At 23.6% G+C, this 15,405-nt stretch carries 15 protein-coding genes and 1 pseudogene; 9 read left to right on the forward strand and 7 right to left on the reverse strand.

What is annotated here, in order from left to right; genetic code table 4:
- Nucleotides 1–2 precede the first annotated feature (2 nt).
- Genes ACZ91P_RS10405 through ACZ91P_RS10420 form a run of 4 tightly spaced genes read right to left on the reverse strand, consistent with a single transcriptional unit; the run spans nucleotide 3 to nucleotide 3,516 of the window.
- Nucleotides 3–1,394, reverse strand: coding sequence for a hypothetical protein (locus ACZ91P_RS10405; RefSeq protein WP_465155760.1), 1,392 nt, complete (start codon nucleotides 1,392–1,394; stop codon nucleotides 3–5).
- A complete protein-coding gene (locus ACZ91P_RS10410; protein ID WP_465155665.1) occupies nucleotides 1,387–1,692 on the reverse strand; it encodes a hypothetical protein in 306 nt (101 codons plus the stop codon). Before ACZ91P_RS10410 ends, ACZ91P_RS10405 begins: the two co-directional genes overlap by 8 nt.
- Nucleotides 1,665–3,125, reverse strand: a complete 1,461-nt coding sequence (locus ACZ91P_RS10415; RefSeq protein ID WP_465155762.1) for a PBSX family phage terminase large subunit — start codon at nucleotides 3,123–3,125, stop codon at nucleotides 1,665–1,667. The genes ACZ91P_RS10410 and ACZ91P_RS10415 overlap by 28 nt, the downstream gene beginning before the upstream one ends.
- On the reverse strand, nucleotides 3,118–3,516 hold the full coding sequence (locus ACZ91P_RS10420) for a hypothetical protein (protein ID WP_465155764.1): 399 nt from the start codon (nucleotides 3,514–3,516) through the stop codon (nucleotides 3,118–3,120). The genes ACZ91P_RS10415 and ACZ91P_RS10420 overlap by 8 nt, the downstream gene beginning before the upstream one ends.
- A gap of 299 nt (nucleotides 3,517–3,815) precedes the next feature.
- On the opposite strand from ACZ91P_RS10420, the gene ACZ91P_RS10425 reads away from it, so the two are divergent.
- From ACZ91P_RS10425 to ACZ91P_RS10460, 8 genes are all read left to right on the forward strand, one after another.
- Nucleotides 3,816–5,156, forward strand: coding sequence for an Mbov_0401 family ICE element transposase-like protein (locus ACZ91P_RS10425; RefSeq protein WP_465155766.1), 1,341 nt, complete (start codon nucleotides 3,816–3,818; stop codon nucleotides 5,154–5,156).
- 386 nt (nucleotides 5,157–5,542) lie between these two features.
- Nucleotides 5,543–6,106, forward strand: coding sequence for a hypothetical protein (locus ACZ91P_RS10430; protein WP_465155768.1), 564 nt, complete (start codon nucleotides 5,543–5,545; stop codon nucleotides 6,104–6,106).
- A 303-nt stretch (nucleotides 6,107–6,409) separates the two neighbouring features.
- Nucleotides 6,410–6,826 carry a hypothetical protein gene (locus ACZ91P_RS10435; protein ID WP_465155770.1) on the forward strand — a complete coding sequence of 139 codons (417 nt, stop codon included), beginning with the start codon at nucleotides 6,410–6,412 and terminating at the stop codon, nucleotides 6,824–6,826.
- A 12-nt stretch (nucleotides 6,827–6,838) separates the two neighbouring features.
- Nucleotides 6,839–8,089: a hypothetical protein gene (locus ACZ91P_RS10440; protein WP_465155772.1), complete on the forward strand. Its 1,251-nt coding sequence runs from the start codon at nucleotides 6,839–6,841 to the stop codon at nucleotides 8,087–8,089.
- A 101-nt stretch (nucleotides 8,090–8,190) separates the two neighbouring features.
- Nucleotides 8,191–8,373, forward strand: coding sequence for a hypothetical protein (locus ACZ91P_RS10445; RefSeq protein WP_465155774.1), 183 nt, complete (start codon nucleotides 8,191–8,193; stop codon nucleotides 8,371–8,373).
- 13 nt (nucleotides 8,374–8,386) lie between these two features.
- Complete coding sequence (locus ACZ91P_RS10450; protein ID WP_465155776.1) at nucleotides 8,387–9,640, forward strand: hypothetical protein; 1,254 nt, start codon at nucleotides 8,387–8,389, stop codon at nucleotides 9,638–9,640.
- Nucleotides 9,640–10,752, forward strand: a complete 1,113-nt coding sequence (locus tag ACZ91P_RS10455; protein WP_465155778.1) for a hypothetical protein — start codon at nucleotides 9,640–9,642, stop codon at nucleotides 10,750–10,752. Before ACZ91P_RS10450 ends, ACZ91P_RS10455 begins: the two co-directional genes overlap by 1 nt.
- Before the next feature lie 13 nt (nucleotides 10,753–10,765).
- A complete protein-coding gene (locus ACZ91P_RS10460) occupies nucleotides 10,766–11,806 on the forward strand; it encodes a hypothetical protein (protein ID WP_465155780.1) in 1,041 nt (346 codons plus the stop codon).
- A gap of 44 nt (nucleotides 11,807–11,850) precedes the next feature.
- Here ACZ91P_RS10460 and ACZ91P_RS10465 read toward each other — a convergent pair whose 3' ends face one another.
- Both ACZ91P_RS10465 and ACZ91P_RS10470 read right to left on the reverse strand, forming a co-directional pair.
- On the reverse strand, nucleotides 11,851–12,351 hold the full coding sequence (locus ACZ91P_RS10465) for a lipoprotein (RefSeq protein ID WP_465155782.1): 501 nt from the start codon (nucleotides 12,349–12,351) through the stop codon (nucleotides 11,851–11,853).
- A gap of 8 nt (nucleotides 12,352–12,359) precedes the next feature.
- Nucleotides 12,360–12,710, reverse strand: coding sequence for a hypothetical protein (locus ACZ91P_RS10470; RefSeq protein WP_465155784.1), 351 nt, complete (start codon nucleotides 12,708–12,710; stop codon nucleotides 12,360–12,362).
- 298 nt (nucleotides 12,711–13,008) lie between these two features.
- Between ACZ91P_RS10470 and ACZ91P_RS10475 the strand changes: the two are divergent.
- A pseudogene (locus ACZ91P_RS10475) lies at nucleotides 13,009–14,051 on the forward strand (IS30 family transposase).
- A 374-nt stretch (nucleotides 14,052–14,425) separates the two neighbouring features.
- Here the strand turns inward: ACZ91P_RS10475 and ACZ91P_RS10480 are convergent.
- Nucleotides 14,426–15,100 (reverse strand): hypothetical protein, encoded by a 675-nt coding sequence (locus ACZ91P_RS10480; protein ID WP_465155786.1) that lies wholly within the window; start codon nucleotides 15,098–15,100, stop codon nucleotides 14,426–14,428.
- Nucleotides 15,101–15,405 lie beyond the last annotated feature (305 nt).

Below are 15,405 nucleotides of genomic sequence, written 5' to 3' on the forward strand. Positions count from 1 at the left end.
TATTAATTCTCCTTAATTTCTGTTCTACCTTGTAAGGCATTTTGATTATTACCAGTTTCATCATATTCTAGTAATTTATTATTATGTTCTATTTCTTTGGCTTGCATTTTATCTTGTCATGCTTCTACTTTTTCAAAATATTTGGTTGCTTCTAATTCATCAATATTATCATATTCAGTAATTGCTCTTATTGGTTCCATTGTACCATTATCTAATCTAGCAGTAATTAATTCATTTTGTCGAATTTGATCTACTAAACTAGCACTAACAAAATCAAATCCATAAGGGCGTTCACCATTTCCATCTCATAAATCATAATATTTTAAAACTGTATCAAACATTTTAGTATAATATTGTTTACGATATGCTTGTAAATATGCTTGTTTTTCTAAATCTTTTGTTTTAGTTAATAATGACTGTGTTTTATTTTGATCATTATCTGATTTATCACCAAATGGACTAGAAAAATGACATGCTAAGTATACTTGTTCAATAATTGATTTTTGGTCTTCGGTATATGTTTCTAATGTTGGTGTACCTTGTACTACTTGTAAAGATTGGGATAATTGACCATCTACTGTTGATGAACTTGATTGAACAAAAATATCATCAAATACATCTTGTAGTACTTTTTTATTGCCTTTGTTATAAGCAGTCATTAAATCATCACTTAGTATCCCATATCAATGCGTACGATTTGCATATCTTTCTTTTGATTTAATATTAAGACTATCTTCTAAATCAAATTGTAATTTATAACAATTTGCCATAGTTGGTCATGGATTTAAAGTGGTTGATGTTGATAAGAACAACGGATTAGGTTCATTAATCATTTCTCAAAAAGGGACTATACATAATTTATTTTTAAATTCTTGTACTAAAACAGGTTTAACATCATCTTTAATTTGTGTTTTACTTTGTCCAACAACTACTTCATTATTTTTAGGTCAACCTTTAATAACTATTTTATCTTTGGTACAAATTAAATTTAAAATAAAACCACTGTCTGATTGATGATAATTTAATCAAATATCAGCACCTTGTTCAATTTCATTTATTTTACTTACGCGTGATGTAAAGTTAAAAGGGTTAATTCATAAATCAATATTACCATCACTAGTTTCTAATAACCCAAAAATAGTTTTACCCATTAAACTTGCTGTTAATTCATTCTTATCTAATTTTTCTTTTATTTTATAAGTTTCATATCATCAATTTAGTTTTTCTAAAATATCTTTACGATGAGATTTAAATAAAATATCTTTACCATTTACTAATCGCATTTGATGGCGAGCAATAATATTGGCCAAATTAATTGTTCAATCATAATTATAAAATTTTAAAACACTATTAATATCATTTAAGTTTGGTAAACTAGGGAAAGTATTATGCATTGTTATTTTGCTCCTTTAATTTTAAGATAAGTGCATAATTAATAATATTTACTGTTAATAAATTTGGTTCATTTGCCAAAACTTGAACACATACTTTAACTTTTCGATATTTTTTAATATATTCATTATATAAATTTAATTTACATATTGCGATATTATCTTTTTTTAATTCTTGACAAAGTCTTTTTTTAACTTGTCCACAAACAGACATATAAGGTCTTTTTGCATTTATTACACGCTCATCATGTATTACATAAATATCTTTTTTCATTAATTTATTCACTCCCTTTGTTGTCATAATTTATAATCTGCTGAACTATTATGCTTAACCATTGGTATTAATTTAAAATGTAAAGCATAAAAATCACTATCAAATGTATCATCATATAAGTCTAATACTTTTTCTTCTCTTGCTTCAGGCTTATCTTCTCATTGTATTAATTCATATTGGGTTTTACTTACAGGACATTTTTCTCATAATCATTTTAATTGATTAGTATTTATTAACATTGTGAATGCCTCTACACGATGTCTTACTTTAAATTTTTGTTTTTGTGCTGGTTTAAATGTCATATATTGACCAAAAGAATAATTATATTTTTCTCGGTTTAAACTTTGCAATGTTGAATAAGCACTATCATCAACATTAATTGATATTCCTTGTTGTATTAAATTAAAGTATTGATTTAATTGATTGTTATAAAAATCTAAAATATCTTTAACTTGTTCTAATTCAGTTTTAAATTGTTGTGTAGCATTTGAATGAGTATATTCAGCAACTTTATAGGCTTTTTTATCAAATGAGTTATATATTCAAAAACTAGCCGCTGTTGTATGTCCTTTAGGACTAGTAGCATTAGCAATATCAACACCACCTAATAATTTAGTTGGTTGAATAATATCTGTTGCTTTCATAATATCAATATATCTTGCAAAGATTGATCCACTAGTATTGCCAGGAAGTCCTCAACTCCATACTCTTGCTCTTTCAATATCTAATTGTTCTAATCTTAATTGTTCATTAACTTTATCTTGTGGTAATTCATAATTTAATCTTCAACTAGAATAATGAATAATAATTTTCATATTTCATTTTTCAATATACTTAATTTGCTCATATTTACTACGCATTATTTCTTCATTAAAAGGTAATAATTCATTACAATAACCAACAATATATCTTTTTAAACTTTCAGGATTACATGTATTAATTGTTATTTTATTTTGATAACCACGAATAGCAAATTCTAAATCACTTAAATCTTTTTGTTGAAATTGGTCACATTCTTCTCGTCAATCAATAACTAATTTATATTTATTCAAATCAGCAAAGGCTTTTAATTTTTCTTTCCGACTTGGTGAATGCAATCCTTTACAATATATTTTGCTCCCATTTGATAAAGTAAAAGTAAAATTTGATAAATTAATAGTATAAGGTATATTATTTTCATCTAACATATTTCAGATATTTTGAAATACACTATCTTTTAAATCTTTACTCCAATACATACTAGCAATGATACAAATTGGTTCTTTAATTAATAAACTAATTTTTAATAATTCACCAAACATTTTAATATTTGATATAGTTTTACCACTATATCGCGTCCCAATTTGATTAATTTCATTAACTAATTCATATTTCTTAGCAAATGGATATTTATTACCAATACTACTATTTTGTAACAACCAATAAGGCGTTTCTAACAAATAAGTAAAATGATTAAGCATTATTATCACTTTCTTTTTTAATATCTCTAATATCCGTTTGTAAATTAACTATTATTGGTTCTTGATTATTTAAGTTTAATTCTTGTTCCAACTGTTTTTCTTGCAGTGAATATTTATAATTAAATGCTCGTTGTCAATATAATTTAGCACCATCAGGTGATTTCATCATAAAATTAATTATTTCACTTTCAATTCTATCAACTTGTTTTTCAAGCAAAGGAACTATCTTTTCGCTCGCATAAGTATCATATCTTCACTTGCGAGAAAGATTGAATTCATTGGTTAAATCATTCAAAGTATATGGTTTATTAGGTGATTTATTTTCTCAAAATTGTTCTATTTTACGATAAAAAGTTGCCAAACTTGCTGTTTTTGGATTAAATTCTTTCATTTTTTACTCCTTTTTGCATATTAAAATTGCTATTATTTAAACAATATGATTAAATAAAAGAGTAATAAACTGTATTAAAATGTATAAAAGAACTTTCACAAGTTCTTTTTTTATTATCTATATTTTACATCAAAATAAAAAAAAGTAAAGTAATTTACTTTTTTCAGTTAAATTAATTTGCTAATAATTAACAAATAAATTATAACACAATAAATAAAAAATATTATCTTTTTTTTGAATTTTTTCATTTTCATTATTTTTGTGATAGAGTCCTTAACTATAGTAAAGAGGGTAAAAAAATGATAAATGTTGATAAAAACTTTTTTAATAATTTTAATAATTTGTTATATATACAAAGTATTGAAATTATTCAACAAAATTTAGAAAATTCTGATGAATGAATTTTTAAAAATAAAAATATTGATGAAACTTTAAAAGAATTTAAAGATTATAAAGTAAAAGAAATAAAACCAAGAACATTAAATATTTTAAATGGTAAAATAACTTTTAAAAGAAGAAAATATTATAAAATTAATCCAGAAACAGGCAAAGAAGAATATATTTTTCCTTTGGATAAACTTTTAGGAATTGAAAAATGACAAAGAACAGATAATTCTGTTAAAGAAAAAATATTATCATTTATTGGCAAGAAAAAAACATATCAAGATATTTTAGATACTATGGAACATGTAAAAATTTGTATAAAAACAATTTCAAATATTATGAAAAATGCAAAAACTGATAAAGAATATTACCTTAATAAAACTGATAAAAAAATAAAGATACCTCATACTTTATATATTCAAATTGATGGGACTTATTTAAAAATGTGAAATGAAAAGAAAAAAGGAAAAGAAAAAATAAAAAAACATAGTATATTTTCAACTGTTCATACTGGTTTTGATAAGGTAAAATCAACGAAAAAAAGACCTGTAATTCAAGATAAATTAGGTGTTATAGAGCTAGATAATATTCCAGAATATATTAAAAAAAATAGTAAATTAACTAATTTTGTTAATAAATTACTTACATTAATTACAAGTTATTATGATGTTAATGACAATATTGAATTTATGGTATTAGGAGATGGCGCACTTTGAATTAAAAATATTGTAAAATTTATTCAAGAATATTTTCCTAAAAATAAAGTACATTACACGATAGATAAATTCCACCTTACAAATAGATTTAAAAAATTATATCCTTATCAAAGTAAAAACAAAGAAAACAGAGAAACATACCATAAAGCAGTCGATTATTTTTTTAATGCTAAATATGAAGAATTATTAGAATGTTTAGAAAACAGTGCTTCTTTTATAAAAGAATCAAAAATGAAATTCTTAAAAGAAACAATTAAATTAATTAAAAATAATGAAGAAGGTGTCAGAAATCAAACATTATGAAATAATATTGGTTGTCATATTGAGGGTGATATATCACATTACTGTAAAGGTGTTTTGGTTAAAAAAGCAACTTATCATGAAAAAACTCTTAAAAATAAATTAAATACTAGTATGATGAATTTTAAAAATAAAATTAATTTATTTAATACTAATGAACCATTAGAAGAAAATAGAATTAATTATTCAGTTAATAATTTTGTAAATAATAATTTACAACCAAACTTATATTTTTATTAATTTTATCTAATAAATTAAATAACTTTAATAAACATATATTTTTGTCATGGAAAAATTTAAAAAATGTTAAAATATTGTTGACAATAAAATTAAAAGTAATATAATTTAAATAAGTAAGTGGTATTTTTATTCCACAATTTCTAAGATATTAATTAAAATCCTTAAATAATACATACAACCTAGAATTTTTAGGAATTCAAGTTTTAGCTCTTGGTTTATCAGTTTTAACTGGTGGTATTGCTTCGGCTGTTGGTCTTGGTGCGGGATTATCTAATTTTGCCGCAGCATTTATCTCGTTTGGAGTAGAAACAGCAACCGATTTTGCCGTAAATCAAATATATGATAAATTAACAGCAGAAGTAACAGCAAAAAGTACTGCCTTAAATTTGTTACCAGCAATTGGTGGAATTGGTAAATTAACGCGTGCTGTTCGAATAACTAGAATTTTAAAATTAGCAAAAGAAACTAAACTACTTGAAAAATTAGGTGTAATAACTGCTAATAATTTAAAAGATGTTGTAAGGCAAGTTACAGGTAAAAAGATTTTATCTGATAAATTAATATTTGATTTTACAAAGCAGGCTAATAATGAAACTTTATTATATACAATTGGAAAATTAGCCCGAAATGATTTTTATAAAGGTTTTAAAGTTTCTAATTTAGAAACAATTAATAATTTATTAAAAATTGAGAAAAATATTCAAAAAATAAGTCCTAAATTAGTTCAAAAAATACCACGCGTGAATGAAAAAAATGCTAATAAATGATTGTCTGAATATGGATTAAATATTGATAAAATAAGTAAAATTAATACTAATGAGTGATATAAAATTATGACTAATCTTCATAAAAAAGGTGTTGGTAAAAATCTACTATTAAATGCTAATTTAATGCGGGGCAGTAAAATATATAATAAAATTATTAAATATTTTTCATCAAACACCAATTAAATTAAATAAAATTTTAAATCATTTAAACCCAAATTTTTATATTCAAAAAGTAACTAAAAAATTATTAGCCCCAATTGAAAAACAAATAATTACAATTAAACAAAAAGTAATTAGTAAAATTACTGATAAAACTAAAAAAATATTATCTAAATTTGAAACTAAGGCTATTAAAAAGGTCAATTATTACCTTTTGCTTATGGTTCTGATGTTTTTTTAGCAGTTAAAATTGTTTCTTTATCAGTTGCGGGCGAAGTTGCTTTAACAATATATTATAAAAATTCTAAATATGTCCCTATTGTCGTTATGACAACTTTAATCAAAGCAGAACAGTTTGTTTTGGCTCCTGAACCGTTTAAATTCTATATGAACAGTGAGTGGTTTATTGGTTGGGGATTTAAAAAAACAAGTTTGTTTAATTTAGTTTCTTTTGCCCCACTTGTTTATCAGCAAGTAGTAAAATATAGTTTTAAAATATATCGGACAATTGCTAAGATATTAAAAATGCAAGAACAATTTAAAAATAACTTTAATAAATATAAATTGTTAAATACGCTAGAAGATAGTGCGGTTACTAGTTTGTTAGGTAATGGACTAGTATTTCAAGCATATAAACAACTCAGAACAAAACAAGATTTAAACAAAACAATTAAAACAAAAACATTACTAAATAGTAAAAAATTTATATTAAAGAAAATATATTCTAAAAAAAGAAAATGATAAGGAGATGATTAAATGTTAAATGAATTATTACAAAATATTACTTTGGAAAATTATAATAATTTTATTCCAATGACAGGTAAAATTACACAAGTTCCAGTTCGTTATAATAAGTTTTTAAAAGGTGATGTAGAATTATGATTTAAAACATTTGCTTTAAGAGCCCAAAATATGATTAATTCTTACTTAAACTATCCATTTTCAAAACTAAAGTTTGAAACATTTAAAGATCCATTATTAAAGAAAATTTGTATTAATATGGTGTTTATTACGATTGAGCATTGAGCATTTAACCGCATTCCAATTGAATTTTTTACTTCGGCAAATATGAGTGTTGGTGATATTAATTATTCATCGAAAAATGACCCTATGATTACTTGACAAGGTCTATTGCCTACTTATGCAAAATCATTGGCTAATTTAACAACTTTAAAGAAAATATTTCGTACTTTTCAAGAAGAAGGTATTGATTTAACAATGATTGATTTAGAAGCATATTATACTCAATTAGAAGTTGATGCTTTATTAGAAAAAGAAAAAACTAAGATTGACAATAAAACTATTGTTAAAAATAACAATAATGAAATAAATGTTCCCTTTGATAATAATACTATTTATGAAAAAAATGGTGTCTGAAAAGCAAAACAAAGTGGCGGTAGTAATATTAAAATTGATAATAAAACAATTATTAAAAATACTGCTGATGAATTAATGGTTTCAGATTTAAAACAAAATAAAATAACTTTATTACCTAATAGTAGTGATCATGTTAATGCTGATTTTAATGCTGAAAACGGGGAATTAAGAATTTGAGACCCTAGTTTTGAAGGTGGTAAAAATACTGCTGATTATATGATTATTGATAGTACAGTTGCGGGAATTGAAAGTACTGATGATACATTTGGTACTACTAAATATTTAGATAAATTTTATTTACAGAAAAAAGATTTACCTAAAATATCAAATGATTGAAAAGTTGTTGATACTAGTGATTTTGTTCAAGATTCTAAAGGATATAAAATTAAAAATTTTAATAAGTCAGAATATTATTATCGTTTATGGTGTTATACAACGCTTGAGATAGAACTATATATAATTACGCATATAAACTTTAAAGGTCAATTAGCAAGTGAAATATCATATGGAAATAATCCAAGTAGTTGAATTACCATTCAATTATTTTCCGACGGTGAGTTTAAATTATCATCAATATCAAATAGTGTTGAAATTAAAGGATTGTATATTGAAAGAAAAAAAGTAAGTTAGGAAGGAGATTGTATTATGCCAAAAGTAACTATTAAAGATATGATTATGTTTTTGAAAATCTTTGGAGTTTCATCATTGTTTTTTATTGCCGGAATTATTATTTGTTTTATCGGAAAAAAACATTGGGTATTTTTTGACCAGCATATGTTATTGTTTCAGCAATGCTTATTGGAGCAGGAATTATAGTTTTAATTATTGAAACTATTAGATTTATCAAAACTCATAACAAACAACAAAAACAAGATAGTATTGAAGATGTTATTAAAAAAGAAGATACAAAATAAAGAGGTGATATAAATGGGATTGTTACCAGCAAAAAAGAAATTAAAAAAAGAATATGATATTGATAGTTATTATCTTAATTTAGCATTAACGATTACTAATCGTAAAAATGTTACTGTTCAAAAACATAATGAAATTTTAGAAAAAAGAATTTGTGAAGATAATGCTAATTTTTTAAATCCACGTGATTTAGAAATTAGCATTTATAATCCAATTAATAATAAACAGATAGATACTAAATTAATTAATAACTTTTTAAAAATGCAAGACTTTACTAATAAGAATTGATATAACGAATATAAAATTAATAAGAATGGTAAAGGTGCATATTTTATTTTTGCTAATAATTCAAAACTTAATTTTATTACGATTGATTTTTACAATGACCAATATCACGAATTAGGTAATTTAGTTTCGTATACTTTTGATTATGACCCTTATCTTAAAAATGACCAGAGTGTTTTTAATACTGAAAAATTAGAAATTAATTATGTAACTAAACAAGTAAAAGTTATTAGAAAGTTAAAAACACGATTATATAGTACTATTATTGACTTATATATTGATGATACTAAATGAAATAACTATACAACATTACAAAGAGAGGAAATATTGCCACTTAATTTTATTCCGATTGAAATTATTCCTAATAACCCTAATTTTGAACCTTCTACTCGTTATGGTAAACAATTTGCTAGTATTTTAGATATTATTGCGGAAAAGATTATGTTAGACCCATTATTAAATAGTGGTAAATTTACCATTAATACTAATGGAGTTACTGGTGTTGTTGACCAAGAAATTAGTAAAATGTTAGCTTCGTTTATTGAAAATGACTTGTTATTAGTTGAAGGAGACCCCGATAGTAATTTTCAACCAGTAGACTATATTGCTGATAATTTTAAAGGTGAGCAATTAACCAAAATATATGATTGATTATTAACTAATTACTATAAAATAAATCGCCACCATGTTCCCGCAATCGCTAAGGGGACTCAACAAACACAAGCGGAAGTTGCTGATGTAAATATTCAAACAAACGCTTCGTATGAACAAATGATATATATCAGAGAAATTAAATTAACTGAATTCATTATTAAGTTAATTAAATATGATAATGCTATTTTAAATAGTAGAACATTTAATATTAAAAATATTGATAATTTAATTGTTGATGTTCGCTTACCAGTAAATGCAACTTTAAACAGACAATTAAAAAATAATGAAACTATTATCAATATGCCCAATGAAAAAGGAGAACAAAAATAATGCTAAAAACATCTGAAAAAATGTTAGCACAATTAGCAGAAAATGATGAACCAATTGACTATTCAATTGATAGTATTCCGTTAGATTTTGCTAATCAATTGCAGTACAGCGATCCTGATTTAGCACAATTATTTAGTGAAGACCGCGCCAGAACCTTATATATTTATAAAATTAATAATCTTGTTAAGACAAAGCAAAAACCTACTTTAAACTACTCACAAAATAGTGTTAAAATCGGTTTTAATGACAAAGATGAATATATTAAAATAACTGGTTATGAAATTAGTGACTTTAATTTTAAATTACAAGTTCAACAAAACACCACAGTTCAAGATAATAGTACTAGTTATGTCATGATTAATGAAAAAGATATTTTAATTAATAATATTTCAAAACAAGACAAAGAATTTTTAGAAGCATTAGATTTAAAAATAGTATCTATTAATGAACCAATTAGTGAAAACAATAAAAATGAATGTTATATCATTGAAGAATATAAACGCCCCTATTCACCCGATGGTGTTGACATTATTAAATCTACGCATTTAGTTAAAATAACTGACTTTAAATGAAAAAACCAAAATAGTATTCATTTAGTTTTACAAAAACCATTGCCTGAAGATACAGCATTTACTGGTATTGAAATTAAATATCCTAAATCTATGCTATTTGGAAATATTAAATGTTGAGGGAATATTAATGGTGTTTATTCTTATCCATCATCAAATATTGAAAATGCTAGTTTAGTGCATTTGTTATCAATGCCTATTGAAACAAATCCTAATTTAAGAATATTTCAATATTGATTTAGTGAAAGTTTTTTACCATGAAATATATCAAAAAAATATCTTCAAGTAGAAGATATTTTAGGTTTAATAAAAAATAATGATTTAGAAAAAGTTTTATTAAATTATTTAACATATCGATATAATTATGATAGAAAATTTGAAGGTGCAAAATACGATGAAAAAGGTAATCCTACCAATAAAGCGGCTGAACTACGCCAAAAATTTGAAGGTCAAAAACCCGAAAATGTAATTGATGGTTTATTTGAAAACTGAAAATTAGATAATTCTACGTCTTTAGATGATAATTCTGTAAAAAAAATTTAAACAAATTATATATATGTTATCAAATTATACATATAGTAAATATGCAATTAATAAAGGTTATAATGATGATGTTAAATTAATTACCCCTTATTATTTAAAACTAGTATCAAAGCCAAATAAAATAGACAATGGATATTGAGAATTTCAAAATTGTAAAGTACAATTAATATCATCATATTTTGAATTTATTGGTATACCTCCACAAAATTATTGAAATAAAGTTTATGCAAGCGAAAAACTTTTTAATCCAACGGGAGATTATAAATATTATATAATTATATGGCGTGGTGATGAAAATGATAATTGAACAATTAAAAAGTATAAAAATACATATGAAGAAGTTGGGAGAATTGATACATCATATAGTGGTGCAGCATTATATAGAAATAGCGATGATTTAGTTGCAAATAAAACAAGAGAGCACGTTACTTGAATTACAGATAATGGTACTTATTTTAAAGCAGTTTATCGTTGAGATAATAATAATGATCCAAATACTCCAATTATTAATTCAAATACTGGACAAATTATAGATTGAAATTTAAAAAATAAAAATAATATAAATAACAATGATGAAATTAAAGTAACTGTTAAAAATAAAGATATTTCAAAAAACCCTATTTATCAATTAGAAGCAAATTTTTTTAATTGATTATCAATAACAAATGAATTAGAAACAAATAATATACCTTCCCTTATTCCCGCTGAAATTAAGCTATCAGATGGTGAATATGGCAAGTATTTAACTAATTTAATTGTTTCTAATGACAAAATAGAAGAATATTTAAACTATTTTTCTCAATTATATAGATTACTTTATTCAAAAGCAGTTTGGACAAGTATAACTAAAAATTTAGTTGAAGATAATATTAAAATATCTTTTTATAACCATCAAAAACTATTTATTTTAAATCAAATTGAATTATCTGGAATATGAGGTTATGGAAATTATGATATTAAAATTTTTACTGAAAAAGAAGAAATTAATATTAATAATTTACAACTATTTAATAAAAATAATGAAAAACTATCATTAATTACACTAGAAATATAAAAACTCATTTATTAAAATGAGTTTTTATATTTATCAGTATCGGTCTAATCTTCTTTAACTTTTATATTACCGTAATCATCAATAATTAAATCGGGGGGTATTATATCTAAACTTCAACGATAAACTGCTTTAAAATAAGTATCATTATCTGTAATTCAAGTAGCGTGCTCTCTTGTTTTATTTGCAACTAAATCATCGCTATTTCTATATAATGCTGCACCACTATATGATGTATCAATTCTCCCAACTTCTTCATATGTATTTTTATACTTTTTAATTGTTCAATTATCATTTTCATCACCACGCCATATAATTATATAATATTTATAATCTCCCGTTGGATTAAAAGGTTTTTCTTGCGAGGTTATTCATTCTAAATTGTTTTTAATAGTTTCATTTGTTGTATCTATTTGGTTTTCTTTTTTTAAATGTTTCAATTCTTCAGGCGTATACTCTTTTTCTTGTGGTGTATTACAAGAAACTAAAGTTGTTGTACTTGTTCCTACTAATGATATTGCTCCAATAATATTTAAAATTTTTCTCATTATTTTTGCTAATTTAAATAATTAATACGTTCAAAATAAAAAGTTTTTGTATTTTCCATATTATTTAAATGTTTTCTAAAAAATCTCATTTGTTCTCTATAAACATGACTATATCTTAGATATCCTGTATCATAAGTTTCTGCGTATAATTTTGAATATTTTTCATAATATTCTTTTGCATCTGAAAATTCTATTTCTTTCTTCCTAATATCATAATTTAAAAGAAATAATTTATGTTCAATTGTATTTATTTCATTCTGAATATATATTTTATTATGATAAGGAGTAGAAGCAATTGTTATTGGCACAGAAATTCCACTAATTGTTAATACACTTAATAAACTTAAAAGTTTTTTCATTTTATATAATTTCCTTTCTTTAATCTTGAAAATTTTTTTCAAGATCTATTGACAATTATATATATAAGCACTTTTAAAGCATATTTGAGAAAGGTAGTTATTTAAATGATTATTATTGTGATTATTAAGCGTTAAGCGAAGAATTTTATAAAGGTTCCCAAATTTGTTTGAAAGAATCTCAAAACTTTTTTTAGCTTGTAAATGATTTTATCACAAAAATTTAAGAAAATCAACCGCTCGCCCAAAAACTCAAAAAACTATAAATTAACTTTGTATATAAAAGAAAGGATTTTTTAAAATGGGTAAAACAAAGCATCATTTTACTTTTAAAGAAAGAGTAATGTTAAAAGATTTATTAGAACTTAATTCTTTAAAAAGAAAAAATGGTAAATCCAATATATCTAAAATAGCAAAAATATTGCATAAAAATCGCAATACAATTAGACGAGAAATAAAAAGGTTAAATGATAATGAATATGACGCTAAATTAGCACACGAAGATTATTTACAAAAACGACAAAAATGTTTTAAAAAATCATCATTATTGCTAAATATTTTAGAATGACTAGATGAAAAATATAACAAATTTCATGATTCACCAGAACAAATCTGTAAAAAATATGAAAAAGAGTTTGGTGTTAAATTTCCCATATGTTTTAAAACTTTATATAAATATATTCATTTGGGATTTTTAAATTTCAAGAAAGATAATTTGTATTTTCACGGTAGAAAATATAAAACAAAAAATAGGATTGATAATCGCGGGAAAATAAGAAATTTTAGAACTATTGAAGAAGCAAAACATGATAAATATGAATTTGGTTGATTTTAAATAGACACTATGGTTGGTAAAAACAATAGTGTTTGTTTATTTTTAATCGAAGAATTAACGCAATTTAAAATCATTGAACCATTAAAAAAAACAACAAAAGAAGTTGCAAAGGCATTAAAACGAATTTTTTCTAATAGATTTTTTAAAGATAGATGCAAAGGAATAATAACAGATCAAGGCAAAGAATTTGCTGATTGAGAAAAAATTGAAAAAATAACAAATGCTAAAGTATATTTTTGTGACGCTGGAACTCCAACTCAAAAACCAAAGTTGAAAGAGCAATTCGTTATTTTAGACATTGATTTTCCAAAGGAATTGATTTAAGTATTTATTCAAGAAATTATTATCAAGAAGTTGCCAATATAATAAACTATAAACTTAAAAAATCTTTACATTGACTATCTTCAAAAGAAGTTTTATATCTTCCTTCCATAATTCACAAAATTAATTTTAAATATTTACTAACTTTTTATTTTTTCTATTTAGTTGTTATTATTTTAATAAACTAATAATTAATATAATTATTTTTATATGCAAAATTGTATCATAATTAGGTAGTTTATCATATCTATTTCAACATTAAAAAATATGATAAAAATACCTTTTTGTAGTTTTAATATCTGTTAAATTTTTCTTAAAAATTAACATAATAAAATAATCATTTGGTCTAAAATTTAGATAAAAAATCTTGAATATTCTATCTAAATCTATTTAGGTTTGAAACTGACTTTGAAAAATTTTTAGTTTTGTCACTTTCAAATAGTATATCTAAACCTACAGATTCACTAATTTTTGATTTACCAAATTTATTTTATGCATAAGAAATTAGTGCATAGACAGCTGGTTTTCTAATATTAGGAACTATTTAACTTTTATTCTAAATCTAATAAAAGAAAAAACTCTTCTTTTTTGAAGAGTTTCAAGGCTGATAAATTAAGTTTATTTTTAACATAAATGTACCATTAGAGAATTGGCCAGTTGATGTTTTAACCTTAATAATCAATTCTTGTTGTGGATTATTTTCTGTTGGGAAATTAAATTGTTCAATGAATTCTTCTGATTCTGTATCATAAGATAATAATTCTCATAAAATATTTGGCTGTTGTCCTTTTAAACTTGGATTTTTTATGATTCCATCATATAGGATTGCATTAACCATATTTTTTACTAATTCTTTTTTATCTGCTAATGTTCTTGGTAAACTACGAATAAAGATTGGTAACATTGAACTTGTTAAATCAAGATTAAACTTAATTGGGACAGTTGGGGTTAAATTTAATTTAAGAGTAACTTGACCTGTAAAAATAGCATTATTTTTAGATGAAAACTGCAACTCTAAAGGAATTTTATTATCACTACTACTTACATCATATTTATTAATCACTTCATCTAGTTGTTGACAAATTGACTCAAAGTAGTTTCAATCCGTTTGAATTTTAGAAAGCCCAAAAGTTGGTTTATCTTTATCAATAAATATTGAATTTTTAATAATATCGCCTCAAATTTGATGAGCTAAATATGGCACTTGGTTGTCCGAACTACTTTGTTTTCTTGGCACAAATTGATAAGTTTTATAGGATAAATCAACTACGGGGGTTCTTCAATTGGCTTATTAACCATTTTAATTTGACCGTGAACCTTTCATAAATTAAAAAATTGAAATTTGCAAACTCGCTCTGCTCGTTGTCGCTTCGCTCCACTTAAAAACATTATTGAATAAATTATCCGCTAATAAATTACGCAAAATAATTTATTCTTTTACTTTTTAATTTCAATATCTTTTACAATCTTATTAACAGTATTAATAACAATATCTTTACCATACTTTTTCACTAATGACCGCAAAATTAAATATTGCTTTGT

This window comes from Spiroplasma endosymbiont of Halictus nicosiae (assembly GCF_978018445.1).